Origin of the sequence: Sphingomonas sp. GC_Shp_6, from assembly GCF_026540835.1 — a bacterium.
GTDB lineage: Bacteria > Pseudomonadota > Alphaproteobacteria > Sphingomonadales > Sphingomonadaceae > Sphingomonas.
Genome location: NZ_JALNUO010000009.1, coordinates 121,792 through 142,543 on the forward strand (window position 1 = coordinate 121,792; position 20,752 = coordinate 142,543).

Below are 20,752 nucleotides of genomic sequence, written 5' to 3' on the forward strand. Positions count from 1 at the left end.
CGATATAAGATCGTATGGTGGCAGGGACCGTCGGCGCCTCGGCGTTCGTCGGTTCGGCTGGATTTTCGGCGGCGATTGGGATATGACGTAAACGTCACCGTCTTTGGCGGCCATGAATCCTGCGACAGATGGCGGATTCCGGGCCGAGATACCGGGGGATATATGGAACGCCGATCGATTCTGGCCCTTCCGTTCGCGACCTTGGTGGGAGGCGCGGCGCTGGGCGCGCCGCCCGCGCGCGCCGATCCAGCCGGTGCGAACGCCGATGCCGGTCTGCCGATCGCCGCAGTCCAGGCGGGGAGCGATCGGGCGGGACGAACGCATCGGATCGGCGTCAGCGCGACGACCTACAAGGTCGTGACGAGCGACACGAAGGGCGATCTGTTCGTCGTCGAACAGGCGAATGAGCGTCGGGGCGGACCCCCGCTCCACGTTCATCACGGCGAAGACGAACTCTTCTACGTTCTGGAGGGCGAGTATCTCGTCCAGGTGGGGGATACGCGATTTCCCCTGAAGACGGGCGACTGCATCCTGGGTCCGCGGGGCGTTCCCCATGCATGGGCGTTCGTCGGGCCCAAGACGGGCCGGCTGCTCCTCAGCTATGCGCCCGCCGGAAAGATGGAGGCGTTCTTCAACGCCTGGGAGCAACTGGGCTTCAGCCCCGGCGGCTATTCCAAGGAGAAGGATGCCGCCTTGCTGCGATCCTATGGCATGGAGCGTATGGGGCCGCCTATCCCGCTCTGATCGCGTTCCTTTATCGGTGCTGGCCATCCGATCGCCACCGCGGCAGGGATGTGCGATGGCAGCTAAGCGATTCTTCCAACACGCCGGACCTGCGTTCGCGCTGGCGGCGCTGATCGGGGTGGCCGGTTGCGTGCCCGCGGGGCATGTCGCCCCGCCCGCAGCCTCCGCCATGCCGGTGTTCGATCCCGTCCGCTTCTTCGCCGGCAGCACGCACGGTACGGGGACGCTGCATATCCTGTTTTCCAAACCGCGCCGCACCGACGTGCGCGGCAGGGGCGTGGTGAGCCCGGCGGGGGAGATCACCCTGGATCAGGACGTCGTGCAGGGTGATGGCGCGGCCAAGCATCGCACCTGGCGGCTGCGGCCGGCCGGGCCGGGTCGTTATACCGGCACGCTGACCGATGCGGTGGGTCCCGTCTTCGCCGACACCCATGGCAACGCGCTCCACATCGCCTTTGCGATGAAGGCGGGGCTGAAGGTCGAGCAGCGGCTCTATCTGCAACCCGGCGGTCAGGTCGCGCTCAACAGGATGACGGTGCGCAAGGCGGGGATCGTCGTGGCGCGCCTGGACGAACGGATCGAAAGGCGCGAATGACCGCAATCCGAAGCCTGACCGCCGATCCCGCGCGCAGCACCGATGCGGGCGGGGACCACGCCCCGGTCGTCCCGACCGAACACCACCTCGTCCATCGCACGGGCTGGTTGCGCGCCGCGGTGCTGGGCGCGAACGACGGGATCATCTCGGTGTCCAGCCTGTTGGTCGGCGTCGCGGCCGCACCGGCGGCGAGCCATGCGGGCGTGCTGCTGGCGGGATCGGCGGCGCTCGTAGGTGGTGCCTTGTCGATGGCGGCCGGCGAATATGTGTCGGTCAGCTCGCAGTCCGATACCGAGCGCGCGGACCTCGCCCGCGAACGCGCCGAGTTGCTACGCGCACCGGAGCAGGAAACCGCGGAGCTCGCGGCCATCTATGTCGCGCGCGGCGTGACGCCCGCCGTCGCACGGCAGGTGGCCGAACAGATGATGGCGCACGACGCGCTGGGCGCACATATGCGCGACGAACTCGGCCTTTCGGAAGAGCTGGCGGCGCGCCCGGTGCAGGCGGCGTTCTCGTCCGCGCTGGCGTTCACGACCGGCGCGATCGTTCCGGTACTGGTCGCCGCCTTCGCGCCGCACGACCGGGTCGTGCTGGCCGTGTCGGTGGTCGCGTTGCTGCTGCTGGCGCTGCTCGGCGCGATCGGCGCGACGATCGGCGGCGCGCGGATCGGGCGCGCGGTCGCCCGCGTCACCTTCTGGGGCGTCGCCGCGATGGGCGCGACGGCGGCGATCGGTCACCTGTTCGGCACCGCCGGCTGAGATCATCGCGGGCGAGGGGTGTCCCTCAGCCCGGCCGCATCATGATGCGAACAGCGACGCGGCCTTGTGCACGCGCGTCACGCCGGCATCGTCGGTCGTGGCGTAGGTGAAGCCGGGCAACAGGCAATAGGCGCCGATCCGCCCCCGCGTGTCGATCGCGAGGAAGCCGACCTGAACGCCCTTGATCGAATCGCCGCGCAGGGCCGCGATGTGACGGACGACCTCCTCGCACGCCTGTTGCGCGGTGCGGCCGGCCCTCATCGAGGCGACGACGCGGGCGCTGCCCGCCACGCGCGTCACCTCTTCGCCGAGACCGGTCGAGGTGGCGCCGCCGACGCCCTTCTCGACATACAGGCCGCTGCCCACCTGCGGCGAATCGCCGACCCGGCCGCGCATCTTGAACGCCATGCCCGATGTCGTGCAGCCGCCCGCCAGCCGCCCCGCCGGATCGCAGGCGAGGATTCCGATCGTATCGTGATCGAGCGCGCCGCCCGGCGTGCGATAGGTGCCGGTCTCGCTGTTGGCGACAGGGCGATAGTCCTGTGTCTTTAACCATTTGCGCCACGCCGCCTCGGCCGGCGGGGTGAGCAGCGCGACCTTGGGAAAGCCGCGCTCGCGGGCGAAGCGTGTGGCGCCTTCGCCGACGATCAGCGTGTGAGGCGTATGCTCCATGACGGCGCGCGCGACCGAGATCGCATGCACCGTATCCTCCAGCGCGGCGACCGCGCCGACCTGGCCGGCATCGTCCATGATGACCGCATCCAGCGTGACGTGCCCGTCGCGATCGGGATAGCCGCCATAGCCGACCGAATGGTTGTCGGGATCGGCCTCGGGCACCATCGCGCCCCTCTCGATCGCGTCGAGCAACGTGCCCCCGGCCCGCAGCCGTGCATAGGCCGCATCGTTGGCGGCCGCCCCGAAATCCCAGGTAGACAGGATCAGGCACCGCGGCGGATCGCCTGCACCAGTTGCCTTGGCCGCGATCGATGCGGCCAGCCCCGATGCGCCGATCGTCGCCAGAAAAGTCCGCCGATCGTTCATGTGCCGCCCTTCGATTTCAAACCGATTTTCCCCGCAATATCGTTGAACGGGGCGCGCCCGCAAGCGCCCCGTCCAAACCGGTCGGATCAGAAACTGGTCGTCACGCCGATCGCGATGTTGCGGCCAAGGCTGTCGTAGCGCGCGGGGATCGTGTTGCTGCGCGCCAGGCTGATATTGTACGAATTGGCGAGGATCGGCGGATTGCGATCGAGCAGGTTGTTCGCGACCAGCCGCAGGCTGTAGCGCTTGGCGATGTTGAACGTCAGCGCGAGATCGAAATAGCTGACCGGATCGATCCGCGCGAACGTCGTCTGTGCGTTGGCCGCGGTGCCGCCGATCGCGGGATCGCCCGAATTGTTGGCGCTCGTCAGCGCGCCCACATAGCGCCAGTTGAAGGACGCGTTGAAGCTGCCGTCGGGCAAGGTGTAGGTCGTGCGCAGGCCGTGTGCCCATTTCGGCAGCAGCTGCCCGCAGCCATTGCCGTAATAGCCCGCGCAATTGCGCAGCGGCTCTACGGGCGAGTCCTGCCCGCCGGCAAAGGTGGTGAGCGATCCGTTGAAGCCGAAATTCACGCTGCCCGCGCCGCCCAGAGCGAGTGTGTAATCGCCCTGGAAATCCCAGCCGCGCGCGATCGAGAAATAATAGTTCGTCGTGCCCTCGCGGATGAAGCCGCTCGTCGGGTTGCCCGCGGCGGCGGCGTAGAGCGTGCCGTTGGCGGCACGCACGATCCCCGAACAGAAGAACGGATCGCCGTTCGAGCGCAGGCAGCCATCGGTGTAATAGCTGTCGTCATTGAAGCCGAGCGAGTTGTCGATCTTGATCCGGTAACGATCGACCGAGAAGACGAGGCCACCGACGAAACGGGGCTTCACCACGATGCCGTAGGTCTGGGTATAGGCGGTTTCCGGGTTGGCGGTGAAGCCGCCCGAGCGCACGGTGCACTGGTCGTTCGGGCACAGCAGCGTCGCGCTGCCGTACAGCGCGTCGGACAGGCCGGTCGCGCGGCACACGTCGCGCGAGGCGAGCGGCGCGGTGGTGGTGATCGTCTGGCCCGGGTGGGCGGGATCGGCGATCTGGCGCGGCACGGGCGCGCAGAAATCATTGCCCGACGCGCCCTGCTTGGTGAAGCTGATGTTGCTCGCCTGGAAGGTTTCCACCACGCTCGGCGCGCGCTGCGCCTTGTTGAACGACAGGCGGAAGGTGAGGTCGGACACGGGGGCATAGACGCCCTCCATCTTCCACGTCGTGAACGTGTCGGGATTGCTGTTGTACCGCGACACGCGGAACGCGCCGTTCGCCTGGAGCAGATCGGCGAAGCGCTTGTGCTGCACGAGCGGCACCTGCAATTCGACATTGCCTTCCCAGACATGCTGGCGAAGGTCGGAATCCGATCCGCCATTGTCGTTGTAGAAGGCGGCGTTGGCGGTCGAACTCTGTCGGTCTTCGCGATATTCGACGCCCAGCGCGAAGGCGAGGCCGTCTTCGGCGAAGGGCGACGTGATGCCGTATTTGCCGAGATCGCCCGTTACGTTGGCCAGTATGTCGTAGAGCTGGCCGACGGTCTTCTGCTTCTCGACGCTGTTCGCGCCGGAGATATAGTTCAGGAGCGCCGGACTGCCGCCGCCCGCGCTGAACGCATCGAACGCCACGCAGCCCGGATCGGTGCCGTTGATCGTGGCCACGCATGTCGGCACGCCGTTTGCGTTGACGACGTTCAGCGTGTTGTTGACGCGGCCGTAATCGGGCAGCGTCGCGGGCATGTATTCCTGTTGATTGCGCGCGTAGACGCCGCCGACGTCATAGGTCCAGGCCTCGCCGATCTTGCCACGCACGCCGCCCGTCGCGCGGAGGCCGGTGTTGACATAGGTGTCGTCGAGATACGGTACGTTGAGGCGATAGCGCACCTCCAGCGGCACCAGCGCCGCCGTGCCCGCCGCGGCGCCGCAGAGCGTGGTCGCCTGCGAGGACGAGAGATACGGATTGTTGCAGTTCACCTGATACGGGCTGGAGCCATAGGCGGTGTAGCTGAAGACGCGGTTCGGGAAGCGGTTGATCGATTTGTCGCGGAACCAAAGGCCCGAGCCGTAGACCTCGAATTCGGGGGACAGCTTGAGCGAAACAAAGCCGCCCGCATTCAGCCGGTTGTCCTGGCGCTGGTAGGAATAGCCGTCATAGGGATTGGCCGCATTGTTCGCGCCGATGCCGTAAGGCACGAAGGTGCGCGAGCCGTCCGGATTGTTGACATAGGCGGTGCCGTTGTTCGCGCCCGAACGCGGTGAGATATAGCCGCTGACGGAATAGGTGGAGAGCGAGCAACTGAGCGGGCCGTCTTTCGTCGTCTGCAAAAGCTGGCAGGCCGAGGTGGATCGTGAGGCATAGGGCAGCAGATCGGCATGCCGGTAATCGACGAAGCCCGAGACGTGGAGCTTGTCGTCGAACAGCGCGGTGCCCGCCGTCAGCGTCAGGTCGGCACGGCCGCCGTCGTTCGTCGTGCCGAACTCGGTCGGGAAGCCGGACGCCTGCGCCTGTTGCGTGACGATGTTCGGCTTGTTGTCGTGGTTGTAGAAATTATAGTTGGCGTCGAGCCGCAAACCCTTGAAATCGGGTTTCAGGATGAAGTTGACGACGCCTGCGACCGCATCCGATCCATAGACCGCCGATGCGCCGCCCGTCAGCACGTCCACGCGCTCGATCAACGAGATCGGGATGATGTTGAGGTCTTCGCCGTTGATCGTGCCGAGGCGCTTGCCGTCGATCAGCACCAGCGTGCGTTCGAAGCCGAGGTTGCGCAGCTTGACGCGTTGGCGCCCGTCGGAATCCTGGTAGTTCTGCTGGCTGTCGGGTGCGACCTGCGGAAGACGGTTCAAGACCTCCTCGACGTTGATCGGCGACTGCGCCTTGATGTCGAGCGCCGTCACCGATGTGATCGGCGCCGCGGCGGTGGAATTGGGGCGCTGGATGCGCGAGCCGGTCACCACGACGTCGAGGCCGGCAGCGTCTCCCGCCGACGCCTGCCCGGTGATCGCGTCAGACCGCGTCTGTGCGGAATCGGCGACGCTGCCCTGCGGCGGATCGGCTTGCTGGGCCGTAGCCGGCGTGGCGGCGAAAACCAACGCTGCGCCGAGCGCAGCAAGCGACGTCGTGTTGCGAAACCCCATCAACTTTCCCCCTTTTTCGCAGCCTGCTTTGCATGGCCACGGGAGGAGTTTGTCATACTAATAAAACAGCCGTCAATACCAATCCAAGTCCATTGTCTTGCAGTTGGTCTTAATTGGACAGCGTCTTGGGCGTGCGAATTCGCGCGCAGATCCGTAAAGCCGAGCAAAATCGGTGAGATAAGGATTGCGGTGGTGCCGGTTGCAGGCACCTAACTCGTTGTTCGTGATTGTTCGCTGCTGATCGCTCTACCCTTAGCGTTCCCTTTTGATTCACGTTCCGCGTTTCGTGTTTGTTCGTTGACGTTCGCCACCAGCCGCTTAGAAGTGTGGGAACGGAGCAGGGAATGGCATGGCCATTAGAAGCGAGACTACTGGCGATCAGAAGAAGCGGGGGCCGTTGACCGCCACCGAGGCTCGCAACTTGCCCGCCGGCCGACATGCGGACGGGAAGGGGCTCTACCTGCTTGTGAAGCCAACCGGAGCCCGAACCTGGGTGCTTCGGATCCAGGTCGACGGCAAGCGCCAGGATGTTGGCCTCGGGTCGTTCGACTTGCAACGCGAGATCAAGAGAGAGGCAGCTTCGCCGATCGTTATCCCCATCCTCCAGCGCAAGCTGCTGACGCTAGCCGAGGCGCGTGAAAAGGCCCGGATCCTTCGCGGTGCTGCCAAGGCTGGCCTTGATCCTATCGCCGAGCGCGACCGTGATCGGCAGAGCATCCCGACATTCAAAGACGCGGCCGTGAAGGCGCATGCTGCACTACAATCCGGGTGGAAGGGCAGGGGAGCGCAGACCTTCATCAATTCGCTGGAAGCGCATGCTTACCCCGTTCTCGGGAGCAAGCGCGTGAACGCTATCACCTCGGCTGACATAACCGAAGCGCTGACGCCGATCTGGGTCGCCAAGCCCGACATGGCGCGCAAGGTCCGTCAGAGGATCGGGACGGTGTTGAACTTCGCGCATGGGAAGGGTTGGCGGGCGACGGAGGCACCAGGGCGATCCGTGACCGTAGGGCTCGTGCGTCAGCCGAAAGGCGGGAACTATGCAGCCATGCTCTACGGTGACGTGCCGGCGTTCATGGCCGGGTTGGTCGCCAGTGCGCCGACGACCGGCCGGCGTGCGCTGATGCTGCTGATCCTGACCGCTGCTCGGCCCGGAGAGATCCGTCGAGCACGGTGGGAGCAGATCGATCTGCAAAGAGCCGAGTGGAATAGGCCTGCGGACATCATGAAGGCCGGAGTGGCACATACTGCCACCCTGAGCTCGCATGCCGTGCAGCTTCTGACGCGATTGCACGAGGAGCGAAAGCCGAAGCCGGCGGATCTGATCTTCCCAGGGCAACGTGGAGCCTTAATCTCCGATATGACCATGAACAAGGTGATGGCAGACGGGGGGCACCGCTTCAAACCGCATGGTTTCCGCAGCGCTTTTCGCGATTGGGCTGCCGAGACAATGCCCGAGATACCAGATCCTGTCGCTGAGGCAGCGTTGGCGCACCTCGTCGCTGACAAGGTGGAGCGGGCCTATAAGCGGACACAGTTTTTGGAAATGCGGCGGAAGTTGCTGGAGGCTTGGGGTGCGTTTGTGATGGCGGCTAAACATGGCTGATGGCGTGCTTTGGGCTAAAGAATTACGGGAAGACATAGATAGTATCACTGCGGATTACGGGCGTTTACGTCGTGTTGCAGAAACCGGCGTTGATGAAGACGGCGAGGTTCATGACGCGATTGAAGCTAGGGCAGCGGCAACAGCTGCCGCCACGCAGGCGCTCATTCGGGTTGTTCTCGCACTTGACAATCTTCCAGAGCTGCATGGATCGTTCCGTGGTGGCCCCTTGCCTGACATCATCGCTGCCTTGGACGATTTAAGGCGCGGCCGATTGTCAGAACTTTTCCGCCCGCACCCTCAGAGCAAGGGTCACCTTTCTACGGCGGCGGACATGCTAAAGATGCGAGCGGTGACGTCGGTTTTAGTCCTTGAGCGAAGCGGAGCATCGAATGCTGAAGCGCGAAAGATCGTTGCAAAGATCTTCGCTGACGCTGGTCATCTAGGCAAAAAAGGCGCGCCGGTTAGCGCCAGTACATTGTTCCAGTGGTGCGCTAGCTCGGCTACCGGGGTGATCGAAACCACGGAACAGGCGATTATCGCAGATGTCATGTCTAAGCTACCGAGTGTTATAACCCGCTCCGACGCCATCACATTGACGAAGGTTGAAGCCGCCAAGCGCCTGTAATTTGGTTAGCGCCTGTTTTTATCAAATTCCTTAGAGCTCAATTCCGTGGTCGCCCGCTGGTATCCGCCAGCATCTAGGAGCGACAAATGGAACCGATCACGGTAACAGTTGAGGGTGCCAAAAAAGCGCTGGGCCTCGGCCACACGAAGATTTACGAGCTTATCGGCGCAGGCAAGCTCGATACGATCAAGATTGGTCGACGCACGCTGGTGAAGACCGACAGCATCCGCGCCCTTGTGGATCAGGCTGCGTGATCGATCATGGCAACAGCAGCACGGTCGAGCGGACCTGAAACGCGAAAGGGCCGGACCGCCACAGTCCGACCCTCCACGAATTTCATCAACAACAGCGGTATGACAGATACGCAATCCACGCTGCGGATGCAACGGCTCCGTCTGCTCGGAATTATCGGAGCGCGTGCGACTGTGCTTGCGGCCCTCGCTTGGGGAGAAGCCGCATGACCGCGCGGCTCAACGACCATCGCGCCGCCGCCATGGCTGTACTGACCAGCGGCGCGTCGTTACGCCCTCGCGAAGGGCAGTTCCTTGGCGGCCTCGCCTTCGACGCGAACCCTCTGACTGAAAAGCAGGCCAACTGGCTGGCGATCCTGCTGGAAAAGCATGGCATGCCGGCTTTGAACGTCGGGGGTGACGCATGAGCGCCCTCTATCCCGACGAGCCTGGCCATCGCGGCGTCGAGACGAGCATGGAGGCGGCTGACCTCATCGCTTCCGTGTCCAGCCGGCTGCGCGCGTTGGTCTTTCGGACCCTCCACAGCAATCCCGCCGGCCTCACGGTCGATGAGGCATGCGCGCTGGTCGGCCTTCCTCGCTACTCGATCCAGCCGCGCTTTAGCGAACTTCGGCGGGCCGGTTCGATCCGCGACACAGGGCAAAGGCGGATCAACGTGTCCGGCGCTCGCGCCATCGTGTGGAGAACAGCGATTCAACAGGAGGAAGCCGCATGACCTGCGCTCTTCACGCACCTGCGACCACGGCCCGGCTGACCGCGTCGCTGGCAGTCGCTCCCGAACACCTTCACCCGATCATCCTTGCGGTCAGGGATCATCAGGTCGGCATGCTCTTCGTTTCTCAGGGCCCTCAGGTCTTCAGGATCCCGAGCACGCCCCGACGCCGGGCGGCAATCGCCATCATCGGCGACGATATGCACAGGTCGGTCGGGCCTGAGGGCTTCCATCTGCCATCGGTGCGTCGCCTGATCCGCACCTGTCAGAAGTTCGCGGTCATCTCCAGCGCCGCGCCCACCGATGTCTATGCCGCTATGGGTGCTGTGGCGGTCGGTGGCCGCAACGCCATGATCGTAGAAACGCAGCTGGCGCACGAGTTCCAGTGGACGGCGTTGATCCAGAAACTGGCGCCTGGGCGGCCCCTGATCCTCTCGACGATACAGGGGGGACGGGCATGAGCGTGCACCTGTTCCCGTTATCTCGGCCGGAGGGCGGCACGATCCATGTCTGGGGCGACCGGTTAGACGGCTTCACCGTCAGCCACGAGAGCGCATCCGGCGGCAGTTGGGGCGAGATGTGCGGGCCGTATGCAAGCGGCCAAGAAGCGATCACGGCAGCGGTGTCCCTGAACGTCGAATACGGCGGCAGCTGTCAGATCGTGGCCTGTGACGCTGCTGCCATGGACGCCAACCCCGGGGTTGGCTTACCTTCTGCGCCGGGAGACATCGGATGCTGATGGACCCCTATGCAGGCTATGGGCACATGACGGGCAACCGCAGTCGCGTCGATCTTCCGCGCGTATGCGCCGACCTTCGCGACCGCTTCCCGGTTTCCGGCGCCGCGGCCAAGGCCGGAGTGAAGCTCGCCCGCGCCGGTCGCGAGTTGAAGGGGTGCTGCCCCTTTCATCCGGATCGTTCGCCCAGCTTCACGATCTACGCGGACGATCGTCGGTTCCAATGCTTCGGATGCGGTGCCGAGGGGGACGTACTCGACTTCGTGCAACGTGCTTACGGCGTGAAGCTGCGCGGCGCGATCGAGATGCTGGACGGTGGTGTGCTGCGTGAGATCGAACAGCATCGTGCCCCCGCCAAGCCGAAAGCCGACATGAGAGCCGCAGCACAGCGCATTGTGGATGCGTCCGTGCCGATCGAGGGAACGCCAGCAGCAGCGTATCTGCGGTGGCGCGGCATTACCATGGACCTGCCGCATACCCTGCGGTTTGCTCGTCTCGCGCCGCCCCAGATCGAAGGCAACGGTCTGCGTGCAGCTAATGGGCCCGGCTTGCTGCCGGCGCTGATCGCGATCGTCACTGATCCTGCGGGCGAGTTGGTCGGGCTGCAACGCACGTATCTGACCGAGGACGGGCGCAAGGCCGCGACTACGCCGACCGATACGGACCGCAAGCCGAAGGTGAAATACAGCCTCGGCAACGTCGTCGGCGGTGCCATCCAGATCGGGGCGCCTGCCGCAAGCATGTTGGTCACCGAAGGGCTGGAGGATGGCCTTACGCTTGCTCAGGCGCTTGGTCGTTCGGTCTGGGTGGCCGCCGGCACGTCGATGATGCCGCAAATGACGTTCGCGCCCGTGACACGGGCTGTGGTGATCGGTGCTGATGGGGATGAGGCTGGTGTTGCCGCGGCAGTGAAGGCTGCCACGGCGTTCTCCGCATCCGGGCTCGCCACGCGGATCATGTCGCCAACCGCAGGCTTCAAGGACTTCAATGCCGAGCTGATGGGGGTGCGGTCATGAACGCTGCTTCCATGAAAGCGCGGTTTGAAGGCGCTGAGCCGTTCGTCAGCCCCGCCGCGCTGTCGCCGGTGAAGATTACCGCTTCACCGTTCCGCTGGCCCGACCACCGCACCTTGCCGCGTCGCCCGTGGGTTTGGGGGCGCTGGCTATTGCTCGGCACCGTCTCCGCGATCGTCGCGCCTGGCGGTGTGGGTAAGTCGTCGTTCGTCGCCTCGATGCTGCTTTCCCTGGCCAGCGGTCGGCAGGAGATCCTTGGCAAGACCGTTTGGGCAGGTCCCAAGCGGGTTTGGTATTGGAACCTTGAAGACGGTCTGGACGAACTCGAGATGCAGCTGGTCGCCGCGTCGATGTTCCACGGCGTCGGGCCAGATGCCTGCACCGATCGCATTTATCTGGACAGCGGTCCGGATGGTGCTGAGTTGCGGATCGCGGTTGAGGATCGGGATGGCTACCGTATTGCCGTCCCGGTGGTGGAAGCGCTTGTCGCTGAGCTGATCGAGCGCAAGATGAACGTCCTCGTCGTCGATCCGTTTGTGTCGTCGCACGGCGTGTCGGAGAACGACAACAGCGCCATCGACGCGGTCGTGAAGACGTGGGCGGGGGTCGCCAAGCGCGCGGGCTGTTCCGTCGTCTTGGTTCACCATTCCAAGAAACTCGGCAACGAGAAGGTGACAGCGGAGTCGTCTCGTGGCGCCAGCGCACTGGTTTCTGCCGCCCGGGTGACGCTGGTGCTCAACCGCATGGACAAGGATGAGGCAAAGCGCTTCGGGATTGTAGAGGATGCCGAGCGGCGTCGTCTCTTTACGGTGCAGGACGACAAGGCGAATCGCGCCCCGGCTGAAGACGCACAATGGTTTCGGCTCGCGTCGCAGAACGTCGGCAACTCGACTGGACAAGATGACCCGTTCGGTGAGGATGGCGACAGCGTCGGCGTTGTCACCAGGTGGAACCCGCCTGACGCCTTTGAGAACGTGACTGTTGATCATCTGCGCGCGGTCCAAACCCTCGTAGCGGCAGGCGAATACAAGGAGAACCACCAGGCCGCGGACTGGGTCGGTAAGGCGGTTGCGGATGTTCTCGGCATCAGCGCCGATAAGGGCGCAGCGACAGACCGTGCCAAGATCAACGCCCTTCTGCGAACATGGCTGGGGAATGGCGCCCTTGTCGTCGTCGAGCGGCGTGATCCCGACAAGCGCGAAATGAAGAAATATGTCGAGGTTGGCATGCTCGCCGAAGATGGCGCCCCACCGCCGTCCAGTGGGGCGGGGCAAGGTGGGGCAAGTAGGGCACCAACAGCGCCCCGCCCCACCTGCCCCCCTTTAGGGGCAGGGGGTGGGGCAGGTGGGGTAAAGACATCTGCGGTGGTGGGGCGGGGCGGGGTGACGGACCACGTCGCTGACAATCCTGCGCTCGGCGCACCCTGGGATTTCGGCCGTTGGGAAAAGCCGGCCGCTCGCACGATCCTGGCGCCGGGTGAGACCGGCCACGAGCGAATTCCCGGGGGCTTCGACGATGACCTTTGAACAGCGAGACCATTATGACCCAGCCACGTAACGAGCGCGCAGGAACGCGAGGCAAACCGTTCGAGCCTGGTAACCCCGGCCGCGTCCGCGGCAGCCGCAACCGTGCGACCGTGGCTGCAGCGTCGATGCTGGAAGGCGACGCCGAAGCGTTGACCCGCAAGGCCATCGAACTCGGGCTGGAGGGCGATACCGTGGCCCTCCGCCTGTGCCTGGAACGGCTGGTTCCGCCGCGTAAGGACTCGCCGATCACCATCGCGCTGCCGCCGATCACGTCAGCCTCTGATGTCGTAGATGCATCCGCCGCGGTGCTGTCGGCGGTGGGGGCGGGCGAGATAAGCCCCGACGAAGCTGGCCGCGTTATGACCCTGCTGACGGCTCACCGGGCGATCGTCGAAGCTGGAGATCTGGAACGCCGTATTGCGGCATTGGAGGAGACGAAGTGATGAAGACGATTGAAAGCCGCGTCAGGGCGCTTGAAGAGGCGCTACCATCGTCATCGCCGCGCTTGCATTGCATTCGCCGCTACGAGAACGAGACCGACGAGCAGGCGGTTTCGGTCTATGAAGGCGAGCACGGGCCCATTGGCGACGGCAAGGTCATCATGCGGGTGATCATCAACAAGCCGGGAAGCAGGCCGACCCATGTTTGAAACTGCCCCCCGGCACGGGGGGCAAACCACTGACCTTCCACTTGCTAAACAGGTAATCATCAGCTGAGCTTCGGACCGCAGAACTCGTAGGCGGCGCCGCACCGAAACGTTCAAGCCGTTTCGGGTTCGCCGTGCCGATCGCAATCCGTTGCTCGGCCCACCTGCCATAAGCCGCGATCAATAACCGCTTTCACCAGGTCGAGATCATCGGTGCTCGGCATCAATCCTTTCGCGGCCTCAGCGCCCTTATACCTTGCGTCGGCTCGCTGCTGGCCGAGCAGATTGAAAATTGCGACAAACGCAGGGTCGATGTTACGCAGTCTTCCCCAAGCGTTAATCGCGCTTTTTAGCGGATTATGTGTCTTCGCCTTTACTGCCGAGCTGCGATGCAGGATCAACTCGGCTTTGGCGGCGAGTTCGCAGGCGCTGAACAGGTTGTCGACGGCGGGACCTTCCAAAGCGCTTTTAACGCAGGCTACTGCAGCCGCTTGGTATTGATCGGCTAGCCTCAACATATCGGCCGCTTTTGTTCGGCCAGACCGAAAGTTGAAATCGATCATCCAGCCTACGCCGCGTCGGATGATAGTAAAGTGCCCACAATCCATGTCGGCATCGTCCAGCTCGTAACGTCGCGCTTCGGCGAGATCAGACAGCATCAGCTGCTCCCCCTTCTCGACAGCGCGCTGCGCGACCACCAGCATTACGCCTGTCATTTCGCCGTTCAATCGAATGAGGTTTTCGCCCTCGGGCGGAAACAGCACTTGAGCGGCAAAAAGTGCGAAATCGTTTGGCAATAGCCCGGCTTCCGTACGCCGCTTTAGTTCCGGATTGAACCACAGGTCGAATGCTTGAGCTAGTAGGCGCTCCCCAAACTCTTTTCGATCCGCCTCCGTCATCTGGGGCTGGTCGGCGTTGTCGCTCACGTAGAAGGATAGTCATCGAGCCCCAGGCGCACGACTCCGTCCCAAGTGGACGTGCCGTCCTCCCGAACCGGATGCATGGGGTGGTTGAGCCTCCATAGGAGGGCAGCACGGGCGGCAGAGTCGGCGTTGGTCTCTAGCCACTGCCGAATGTCAGCGACGGTCGGACGATCGATTCCAATTTCTCGGGAAACAAGTTCGGGTGCAGCGGTGAAACGCACCTCACCTAGTCCATTGTGACGCGTCAGCACTGGCTCGAAAGATCTTTCCACACCTAATCTCCGTCAACGAATCAACAGTTTACCTCGAACATACCACCGCCAGGTGTTCGCGGATGAGGCGGGTATAGGCCAATTGCACCTCCATGGCTTTCTTCGCGATAGGCGGCATGCTTACGAACGCGAATTGGCCGAACTCGGGCGTCAAAGGCACTCACCGACCTGCGCTCGCTAGAGCCGGTATGAACGAATTTGCCTCGGTGCTACGGCTTTCGTGACATTATGAGCGAGGCGCGCCAATGGTCATTGTTTCCGCAATAACGTTGGCGATCGCAGTCTTGGGAGCGGTCCTCGGCATCCTGAACACGTGGAATAGCATCAACGATCGTCGCGTGCGGCTCCGCGTAACGCCCCAGTGGAGCATTGCTCCGGGATTTTCTGGATTGGCGATTGAAGTTGTAAATTTAAGCTCGTTCGCGATCACGGTGACTGAGATCGGGCTAACCATCGGCCCATCTAAAGGAACTGCACCGTCACGGTTTGTCGTGCTGGGTGACAGGATCGTTCACGGACGAGAACCTCCGACCCGTCTTGATCGGCGGGAGACCACGAGCCTCGTTTTTACGACGATAGGACTCGAAGAGCATGATATTCGTAAAGCCTATGCACGAACGGCAGATGGATCGATCGCCTATGGAAGTAGCGGTGCGCTGCGGCAATTTTTAGCGGAGAATACTCCGCCACGACGAAGTTAGTAGTTAACGGCACGCTATCGTTACGAAGACTTGCCCTCTGCATCAATTTCCGGCATACACCTACCACAGAATTATTCGTCCGAAGCGGGTGGTCCTTCATTCGAGGGGCCGCCCGTTTTGCGTTGGCGAAGCTGCGGAGACAAGCATCATGGGCCTCAGTAGTAGCAGCACCAAGTCCAACTCGACGGTTACGCCTGACGCGCAGTATGCGCCACAGATCAATGCTGCGGCCGGTGCGGTTCAGTCGGCTTACAATACCGCCGCGCCCGTCGCGCAGGGCGTCAGCACGACGCTTCAGGGGCAGCTACCAGGCCTTACGTCGAACATCGGTGCTGGGTCCGCCAGTTTGGGCGCAGCCAACAACTACAACCAGTATGTGCTTGGCGGCAATCTGCTTGAGGGTAGCCCCTACCTTGCGCAGATAATGGCCAACACGAATCAGGATGTTCGCAATCAGGTGGACGGGACGTTCTCAGCAGCGGGGCGCACTGGATCTGGCGCGCAATCTTACGCGCTCGGCAAGGCGCTCGCCGCGAACGATACCAACCTTCAGTATACCGACTTCAACAATCAGCTTGGGCGGATGGATCAGGCCGCGGCCCAAGCCCCCGCGTTGGCGAGCGCGGGGCTCGGGTCGTACCTTACGGCTGCGCAGGGAGCGGTCGGCATTCCGCAGTCCGCGGCGGATCAGTTCGCTTCGTCTACCGGGGCGCTTACCGGCCGCTACGTCAATACAACGGGCACGACAACACAGACGCAGAGCCTTGGCGCCTATCTGGCGCAGATCGCTGGCAACGCCGCTGCCAACGCGTCGCGAGGCGGCTGATGGAAGCCGCGACGCCTGTGATCGAGCCCCCGATGGATTCTTACCAGCGAGCCCTTACCGGTGGCCCGTCAGCTCTGGCGCTTCTCGCTAATGCTGCGTTGCTGGCGGCTGAAGCCTGCAAGGCGGACCAACTTGAGGGGCTTACCATCGCCGCCCTTTTCTCCCGGATGGCTGCGGAAACAGACCTGATGCAGCCTGCCCAGGGCCACGGTCACATGATCCATGCCGAGGTGATGCTGATGCGTGAGCAGTACGACCGAGATCATGAGCGGCTTGCACAGGCCGTTGTCGCCGGTGCGTGCGCCATCAGAGCCCTCAACCGCTCCGCCGATGTCGGAAATGAAGCTGCAGCGGCACGGCTGAGTGAGATCATGCCTAAGCTGATGCCGTCCGCCGCCACGATGGCATTGGAGTGGGCAACTGCCTCTGGAAGCGATGAGCAGGAGGGGTACGATGCCATTATCCGAACGGCGGCCCGCGGCGACCCTGAGGCGCTCATCGCCATCATGAACGAGGCACGGATCGATCAGTCGACCGGTATCCTCACGCCCATCGAGACGCTTACGATCGTTGAACAGTGCGGTCGCTTGGGATCCGCCGCAGGAAGCTGCAACGTCGCGGTCCATCTTGCCCACGTCCTTGAAGCACGAGGCGAATTTGAGCGCGGGAACGGACGGCCCAACGTCGCAACCCTCAAGATGGCGGATCGCCTACTGCTGATCTCGGTCCTCGCGCGGTCGGGCCATCCGGGCGCTGACGAATGTCTTCGGCTCGCGCTCCATGAGGCGCCAATGGCATCGGTCGCCATGGCGGCGAGTGGATCACCGTCGCTCCTTTCAGTTCTGCCTATGCACGGAGCCGCATGATATGATGATGTTCGGTAGCGCATTGGCTCAGCGGCAGCGGTTCCAGAGCCCAGGCCCTCTCGCCGATGATCAATTTCAGAGCCCGTTTGCCGGGGCCACGCCCATGCCTTCCTCCGGCGGCGCCTTCAGTGCCCAGCAACAGGGATTCTTGCCGACGCCGAACGCGTCGGCAGGGATGGCTTCGCCGAGTCGCCTCTCGCCTTCACCGTCGTTTGCCGATCTAGGCGCAAGTCCAGCAATCCCGTTCGCTCAGATGCAGGTGCCGACACCGGATATGAGCAAGTTGGAAAAGCCGAGCTTTTTTTCGAGCGGGGGCTTGGGACTGAAGCTGCTTGGAAGCGTCAGCGATGGTATCTTGGGCGCGAACGGTATGGCGCCGGTATACGGTCCTGCCGTGGCGGCTCGTCAGCAACAGAACGCGTTGACCCAGCGGCAAGCCTTGCAGCAGTCGGCAGAGACTCAGCGACAGCTGATGGTCGAGGCGTTTCGCCGAGCACATCCCGAGCCCACGGAGTTCGAGAAGGTGCTGATGGCCGGCGGTTACGCTCCCGGCACGCCCGCCTATGTCGCTCTTGCTCGTCAGAAAGCGCAGGCTGATGCCATGGGCACCCCCATGGTCTACGATCAGTATAATGCGGCGACTGGCGCGACCGACAAGGTAATCGCGCCTCGAACGTCATTCATGGGTCCCAGCCCAACGGCTACGCCAGCCGGCCCGCCAGACGCCGCGGTAGCTCACCTTCGATCAAATCCATCTCTTGCTGGTGCATTCGACCAGAAATATGGCTTGGGCGCCTCAGCCCATTACCTCGGCAATGGTGCGGGAGGCGCGGCACCGACAGCCTCCACCCCTTTCCCGATCCGATGAACGCGCCCGGCACGATGACGAGCGGGCGCAGAACCGTGGCGGGCAATGCGGCAGTCGGCGGTGTGACGCACAGCCATCATCTCGACGGTGATGCCGCAGATTACGTCGGCTCAACCGCCGCGAAACTGCAAGAATATTTCGGGCCGAACGCGCGTGTGTTGGACGAAGGCAATCACGTCCACGTGAACCTGCCTGGCTATCACCGCATTCCGTATTTCGGCGCTCGGGGAGCCCAGTGATGCAGCAGAACAATCCCTTCGACGCTTTCGATCAGCCGAGCCGGTCTGGCCGGATCGTCATTCCCGGCGCGCCCGCCGATCCGAGCAAGGAGCCTCTGACGGCCGCCCAGCTCATCACCGAGCAGGCGCGTGCGGCAAATGCGGCGGCTCAGCAACGAGCGCAGACCCGCATCGACAATGCCAACGCCGACGCGAAGGAACGAGATAATCGCGACGCTGCTGCGGCCGACACGGCAGCGAAGATGACGTTCAACTCGCAGTTGACCGGCGAAGCGTATCTGCGCGCGTTCGTCCCTCCTTCGCAATGGGAGATGGTCAGATCGTTTGCCCGTGGCGACGCCGGTGCGCGTCAGGGTATCAACAAGACGACCGCGCCGATCATCCAGCACGCGATGAACTACGACCACAGCTTCTCGATGGCGAACTATCCGGCTCGCGCGTTAGCGACGGCCGATCTTGCCAGTCACGCGCCCGGCTCGATGGGCAACTATCTCTCCGCGCTTGGTGCTGTTGCTGCCCACTCGAAGATCGAAGAGCGTGCGATCGCTGGGTTGAACAACCCCAGCGGAGTGGTCGGTCGCTACGGCGGCGCAGCCCTCAACGACTATTTCAATAATCAAGGAGCTTCCACCGGCTCAACATTCCACACGGCGAACCAGACCTTTGCAGACGAGAAGGTGAAGGCAATCCTTGCCAGCGGGCCCGGAGCCGTTGCCGATCGCGAAGCGGCGGTTAAGGAGATCACGCCGACGATGGCGAGGGACGCTCAATACGCGTCGCTCCGAACGACCGCCCGTCAGATTTACGACAAATACCAGGAGCAGGAGCTGAAATACTCCCGCGTGATGGGCGGGCAGAGCATCCCTATGCCCATGCGCCAGGAAGATGCCGCCCAGCTGCTGCATTTGATGCGGCTTGGGGATGACGGCAAAGAAGGCGATCTGCCAAAGGACATCAGCCCGAAGTTCCTTGCATTCGCAAGCGGCGCGACGCCTACCGTTGGCGGATCACCACCGCCAGCCGGCCCAGATCCGAGCTTTGACCCGACAGGTGGTAATCCGCAGGGCTCGCAGGGGATCGCGACAGGTCCGACCCGCAACGTGAGCGACCCGCGCGCCAACGCGATTATCAACTCCATGGTGCGCGCAGGCGCGTCTGCAAACCAGATCAACGCTGCCCTCAAGCCGTTGGGCTTCGATCCGATTGGCGGCGATCAAGTGGCAACTTGGCAGAAGTTTCTGAAGGCTAATCCCCATTTTAACGGTGGCGTCGGTGATGCCTCGCATACGGTGCCAACCACCGGCTGGAACCAGTTCACCGCGTCGCCAGTAGGCACCGGGATCTATGCTGCCATTGATGCAGGGATGCTCGGCACGTCCGATGAGATGACATCGGCGCTCGGCGGAGGGGATCTTGCGGATCTAAACGCGAGGAAGCAGGCTGTCTTCGCAGCGAACCCCCGTTCCGCTTTGCTCGGTCAAACGCTCGGGACGATCGGGGGAATGGCTGCCTTGGGTGCGGCCGGCCGCGCGACGGGCTTGGCAAGTAAGTTCGTTCTTCCCCAGCTGGCTGGTGACATTGGCTTCGGCGCATTGTCAGGCGCCGGCCAAGATAACGATAACCGGCTTTTCGGGATGGCGGCTGGGGCTTTTGGCGGCCTTGGTGGCAACCTGCTGGGCCAGGGAGCGGCGCGCGTTGTGGGTGCCGCCGCTCGAACGGCGCCGGGACTGGCAGCGACGAACAGCATCGGTATGTTCGGGAACAAGCTGAAGCTCTTCGGCCAGCGCCCCCCGATCGCCGCGGTCCCGTCGCTCAGCCCGGCCGAGACGGCGACGCTGTCCGCCGTCAATCGGGCTGGCCCGGATGCTGTGACCGGTGCGCTGACCGAGGCACAGAACTTCAATCTGCCGATGTCGCTGGCGGATACGTCGCCTAATCTCCGCGAGCTTGCCGGCGCAGCGGTGCGTCGATCGCCCACTGCCTCGTCGTTTGCTGAAGACAACCTCATTCCACGAAGCCGCGGCCAGATCGACCGTCTCGGCCAAGCAGTCGAACGTGACCTCGGTCCCATCGGCAACATCCCTCAGATCAGCGCGGATATGACGCAGCAGGCCCGCACGGCGGCAGGCCCGTTGTACGATCGAGCGTATTCCCAGCCGGTCATCAGCACGCCGGAGCTAGACGCAACGTTGAACACGCCCTTTGGCCGTGACGCGCTTGGCCGTGCTCGTACTATCGCCGCGAATGAACGTCGCTCACCGACCGAACTCGGTTTTGCGCAAGATGCCCAAGGCAATACGGTGCTTAACCCAATGCCAAATCGCGCCATTGCGGACCACCTGAGCGCGAGAGATGAGTTGGATGCCGCGCAGGAAGCATACCGAGCGGCCAAGACGCAACCTGGCAGCATGGACGCCGCACGCGCCCGGGTTGAACAAGCTAGAGAGCAGGTTCGGCAGACGCAAACTGCGCTTGGCCAAGCACCCGACCCGACGCAGGCGGCGAACGTGCCCGGCTACACCACGCAGACGCTCGATTATGTGAAGCGCGGTATGGACGACGTGCTGGAACAGCAGCGGAACCCGCTCACCGGTAGATTGCAATTGGACGAGGCTGGCCGCGCGCAGAACCAAGTCAAAAACCAGT

At 63.4% G+C, this 20,752-nt stretch carries 23 protein-coding genes; 20 read left to right on the top strand and 3 right to left on the bottom strand.

The features are described from left to right. The first annotated feature begins 162 nt into the window (after positions 1–162). The 3 genes from OXQ95_RS12135 to OXQ95_RS12145 are packed head-to-tail and all read left to right on the top strand — an operon-like array spanning position 163 to position 2,097. The gene (locus OXQ95_RS12135; protein ID WP_267381758.1) at positions 163–744 is read left to right on the top strand and encodes a cupin domain-containing protein; all 582 of its coding nucleotides are present in this window, start codon (positions 163–165) and stop codon (positions 742–744) included. A gap of 55 nt (positions 745–799) precedes the next feature. Further along, complete coding sequence (locus tag OXQ95_RS12140) at positions 800–1,339, top strand: DUF3833 family protein (protein WP_267381759.1); 540 nt, start codon at positions 800–802, stop codon at positions 1,337–1,339. Next, positions 1,336–2,097 (top strand): VIT family protein, encoded by a 762-nt coding sequence (locus OXQ95_RS12145; protein ID WP_267381760.1) that lies wholly within the window; start codon positions 1,336–1,338, stop codon positions 2,095–2,097. The genes OXQ95_RS12140 and OXQ95_RS12145 overlap by 4 nt, the downstream gene beginning before the upstream one ends. Before the next feature lie 39 nt (positions 2,098–2,136). On the opposite strand, the gene OXQ95_RS12150 is transcribed toward OXQ95_RS12145, so the two are convergent. Both OXQ95_RS12150 and OXQ95_RS12155 read right to left on the bottom strand, forming a co-directional pair. Further along, on the bottom strand, positions 2,137–3,138 hold the full coding sequence (locus OXQ95_RS12150; protein ID WP_267381762.1) for a N(4)-(beta-N-acetylglucosaminyl)-L-asparaginase: 1,002 nt from the start codon (positions 3,136–3,138) through the stop codon (positions 2,137–2,139). Between the two features lie 86 nt (positions 3,139–3,224). Further along, positions 3,225–6,296, bottom strand: a complete 3,072-nt coding sequence (locus OXQ95_RS12155; RefSeq protein WP_267381764.1) for a TonB-dependent receptor — start codon at positions 6,294–6,296, stop codon at positions 3,225–3,227. A 397-nt stretch (positions 6,297–6,693) separates the two neighbouring features. On the opposite strand from OXQ95_RS12155, the gene OXQ95_RS12160 reads away from it, so the two are divergent. The 11 genes from OXQ95_RS12160 (at position 6,694) to OXQ95_RS12210 (ending at position 13,414) form a co-directional block, all read left to right on the top strand. Next, positions 6,694–7,902: a site-specific integrase gene (locus tag OXQ95_RS12160; protein WP_267381765.1), complete on the top strand. Its 1,209-nt coding sequence runs from the start codon at positions 6,694–6,696 to the stop codon at positions 7,900–7,902. After that, positions 7,895–8,527: a hypothetical protein gene (locus tag OXQ95_RS12165; protein WP_267381766.1), complete on the top strand. Its 633-nt coding sequence runs from the start codon at positions 7,895–7,897 to the stop codon at positions 8,525–8,527. The genes OXQ95_RS12160 and OXQ95_RS12165 overlap by 8 nt, the downstream gene beginning before the upstream one ends. An 86-nt stretch (positions 8,528–8,613) precedes the next feature. Beyond that, on the top strand, positions 8,614–8,781 hold the full coding sequence (locus OXQ95_RS12170; protein WP_267381767.1) for a helix-turn-helix domain-containing protein: 168 nt from the start codon (positions 8,614–8,616) through the stop codon (positions 8,779–8,781). Between the two features lie 203 nt (positions 8,782–8,984). Next, positions 8,985–9,185 (top strand): hypothetical protein, encoded by a 201-nt coding sequence (locus tag OXQ95_RS12175; RefSeq protein ID WP_267381769.1) that lies wholly within the window; start codon positions 8,985–8,987, stop codon positions 9,183–9,185. Then, positions 9,182–9,493 carry a hypothetical protein gene (locus OXQ95_RS12180; RefSeq protein WP_267381770.1) on the top strand — a complete coding sequence of 104 codons (312 nt, stop codon included), beginning with the start codon at positions 9,182–9,184 and terminating at the stop codon, positions 9,491–9,493. Before OXQ95_RS12175 ends, OXQ95_RS12180 begins: the two co-directional genes overlap by 4 nt. Continuing rightward, positions 9,490–9,951 carry a hypothetical protein gene (locus tag OXQ95_RS12185; protein WP_267381771.1) on the top strand — a complete coding sequence of 154 codons (462 nt, stop codon included), beginning with the start codon at positions 9,490–9,492 and terminating at the stop codon, positions 9,949–9,951. The genes OXQ95_RS12180 and OXQ95_RS12185 overlap by 4 nt, the downstream gene beginning before the upstream one ends. After that, positions 9,948–10,229: a hypothetical protein gene (locus OXQ95_RS12190; protein ID WP_267381772.1), complete on the top strand. Its 282-nt coding sequence runs from the start codon at positions 9,948–9,950 to the stop codon at positions 10,227–10,229. The genes OXQ95_RS12185 and OXQ95_RS12190 overlap by 4 nt, the downstream gene beginning before the upstream one ends. After that, positions 10,223–11,242, top strand: a complete 1,020-nt coding sequence (locus tag OXQ95_RS12195) for a CHC2 zinc finger domain-containing protein (RefSeq protein ID WP_267381773.1) — start codon at positions 10,223–10,225, stop codon at positions 11,240–11,242. Before OXQ95_RS12190 ends, OXQ95_RS12195 begins: the two co-directional genes overlap by 7 nt. Further along, positions 11,239–12,765, top strand: coding sequence for an AAA family ATPase (locus OXQ95_RS12200; protein ID WP_267381775.1), 1,527 nt, complete (start codon positions 11,239–11,241; stop codon positions 12,763–12,765). The genes OXQ95_RS12195 and OXQ95_RS12200 overlap by 4 nt, the downstream gene beginning before the upstream one ends. Beyond that, complete coding sequence (locus OXQ95_RS12205) at positions 12,762–13,208, top strand: hypothetical protein (RefSeq protein WP_267381777.1); 447 nt, start codon at positions 12,762–12,764, stop codon at positions 13,206–13,208. The genes OXQ95_RS12200 and OXQ95_RS12205 overlap by 4 nt, the downstream gene beginning before the upstream one ends. Then, positions 13,208–13,414 (top strand): hypothetical protein, encoded by a 207-nt coding sequence (locus OXQ95_RS12210; RefSeq protein WP_267381778.1) that lies wholly within the window; start codon positions 13,208–13,210, stop codon positions 13,412–13,414. The genes OXQ95_RS12205 and OXQ95_RS12210 overlap by 1 nt, the downstream gene beginning before the upstream one ends. Before the next feature lie 110 nt (positions 13,415–13,524). Here the strand turns inward: OXQ95_RS12210 and OXQ95_RS12215 are convergent, their stop codons facing one another. Then, complete coding sequence (locus tag OXQ95_RS12215; RefSeq protein ID WP_267381780.1) at positions 13,525–14,337, bottom strand: hypothetical protein; 813 nt, start codon at positions 14,335–14,337, stop codon at positions 13,525–13,527. A 514-nt stretch (positions 14,338–14,851) separates the two neighbouring features. Between OXQ95_RS12215 and OXQ95_RS12220 the strand changes: the two genes are divergently transcribed. The 6 genes from OXQ95_RS12220 to OXQ95_RS12245 all read left to right on the top strand — a co-directional run. After that, positions 14,852–15,307, top strand: coding sequence for a hypothetical protein (locus OXQ95_RS12220; RefSeq protein WP_267381782.1), 456 nt, complete (start codon positions 14,852–14,854; stop codon positions 15,305–15,307). A gap of 148 nt (positions 15,308–15,455) precedes the next feature. Continuing rightward, positions 15,456–16,133 (top strand): hypothetical protein, encoded by a 678-nt coding sequence (locus OXQ95_RS12225; protein ID WP_267381784.1) that lies wholly within the window; start codon positions 15,456–15,458, stop codon positions 16,131–16,133. Continuing rightward, positions 16,133–16,999: a hypothetical protein gene (locus tag OXQ95_RS12230; RefSeq protein ID WP_267381786.1), complete on the top strand. Its 867-nt coding sequence runs from the start codon at positions 16,133–16,135 to the stop codon at positions 16,997–16,999. Before OXQ95_RS12225 ends, OXQ95_RS12230 begins: the two co-directional genes overlap by 1 nt. A gap of 1 nt (position 17,000) precedes the next feature. Then, the gene (locus OXQ95_RS12235; RefSeq protein ID WP_267381788.1) at positions 17,001–17,867 is read left to right on the top strand and encodes a hypothetical protein; all 867 of its coding nucleotides are present in this window, start codon (positions 17,001–17,003) and stop codon (positions 17,865–17,867) included. Beyond that, positions 17,864–18,106, top strand: a complete 243-nt coding sequence (locus OXQ95_RS12240; protein ID WP_267381790.1) for a D-Ala-D-Ala carboxypeptidase family metallohydrolase — start codon at positions 17,864–17,866, stop codon at positions 18,104–18,106. Before OXQ95_RS12235 ends, OXQ95_RS12240 begins: the two co-directional genes overlap by 4 nt. Beyond that, the coding region (locus OXQ95_RS12245) for a hypothetical protein (protein ID WP_267381792.1) at positions 18,106–20,752 on the top strand (2,647 nt) is incomplete at its 3' end. The genes OXQ95_RS12240 and OXQ95_RS12245, both read left to right, overlap by 1 nt.

What these genes read in the sequence shown, in the direction of transcription:
- OXQ95_RS12135 (WP_267381758.1), top strand. Translation starts at nt 163, where the DNA reads ATGGAACGCCGATCGATTCTGGCCCTTCCGTTCGCGACCTTGGTGGGA.
- OXQ95_RS12140 (WP_267381759.1), top strand. Translation starts at nt 800, where the DNA reads ATGGCAGCTAAGCGATTCTTCCAACACGCCGGACCTGCGTTCGCGCTG.
- OXQ95_RS12145 (WP_267381760.1), top strand. Translation starts at nt 1,336, where the DNA reads ATGACCGCAATCCGAAGCCTGACCGCCGATCCCGCGCGCAGCACCGAT.
- OXQ95_RS12150 (WP_267381762.1), bottom strand. Translation starts at nt 3,138, where the DNA reads ATGAACGATCGGCGGACTTTTCTGGCGACGATCGGCGCATCGGGGCTG.
- OXQ95_RS12155 (WP_267381764.1), bottom strand. Translation starts at nt 6,296, where the DNA reads ATGGGGTTTCGCAACACGACGTCGCTTGCTGCGCTCGGCGCAGCGTTG.
- OXQ95_RS12165 (WP_267381766.1), top strand. Translation starts at nt 7,895, where the DNA reads ATGGCTGATGGCGTGCTTTGGGCTAAAGAATTACGGGAAGACATAGAT.
- OXQ95_RS12170 (WP_267381767.1), top strand. Translation starts at nt 8,614, where the DNA reads ATGGAACCGATCACGGTAACAGTTGAGGGTGCCAAAAAAGCGCTGGGC.
- OXQ95_RS12175 (WP_267381769.1), top strand. Translation starts at nt 8,985, where the DNA reads ATGACCGCGCGGCTCAACGACCATCGCGCCGCCGCCATGGCTGTACTG.
- OXQ95_RS12180 (WP_267381770.1), top strand. Translation starts at nt 9,182, where the DNA reads ATGAGCGCCCTCTATCCCGACGAGCCTGGCCATCGCGGCGTCGAGACG.
- OXQ95_RS12185 (WP_267381771.1), top strand. Translation starts at nt 9,490, where the DNA reads ATGACCTGCGCTCTTCACGCACCTGCGACCACGGCCCGGCTGACCGCG.
- OXQ95_RS12190 (WP_267381772.1), top strand. Translation starts at nt 9,948, where the DNA reads ATGAGCGTGCACCTGTTCCCGTTATCTCGGCCGGAGGGCGGCACGATC.
- OXQ95_RS12195 (WP_267381773.1), top strand. Translation starts at nt 10,223, where the DNA reads ATGCTGATGGACCCCTATGCAGGCTATGGGCACATGACGGGCAACCGC.
- OXQ95_RS12200 (WP_267381775.1), top strand. Translation starts at nt 11,239, where the DNA reads ATGAACGCTGCTTCCATGAAAGCGCGGTTTGAAGGCGCTGAGCCGTTC.
- OXQ95_RS12210 (WP_267381778.1), top strand. Translation starts at nt 13,208, where the DNA reads ATGAAGACGATTGAAAGCCGCGTCAGGGCGCTTGAAGAGGCGCTACCA.
- OXQ95_RS12220 (WP_267381782.1), top strand. Translation starts at nt 14,852, where the DNA reads ATGGTCATTGTTTCCGCAATAACGTTGGCGATCGCAGTCTTGGGAGCG.
- OXQ95_RS12225 (WP_267381784.1), top strand. Translation starts at nt 15,456, where the DNA reads ATGGGCCTCAGTAGTAGCAGCACCAAGTCCAACTCGACGGTTACGCCT.
- OXQ95_RS12230 (WP_267381786.1), top strand. Translation starts at nt 16,133, where the DNA reads ATGGAAGCCGCGACGCCTGTGATCGAGCCCCCGATGGATTCTTACCAG.
- OXQ95_RS12235 (WP_267381788.1), top strand. Translation starts at nt 17,001, where the DNA reads ATGATGATGTTCGGTAGCGCATTGGCTCAGCGGCAGCGGTTCCAGAGC.
- OXQ95_RS12240 (WP_267381790.1), top strand. Translation starts at nt 17,864, where the DNA reads ATGAACGCGCCCGGCACGATGACGAGCGGGCGCAGAACCGTGGCGGGC.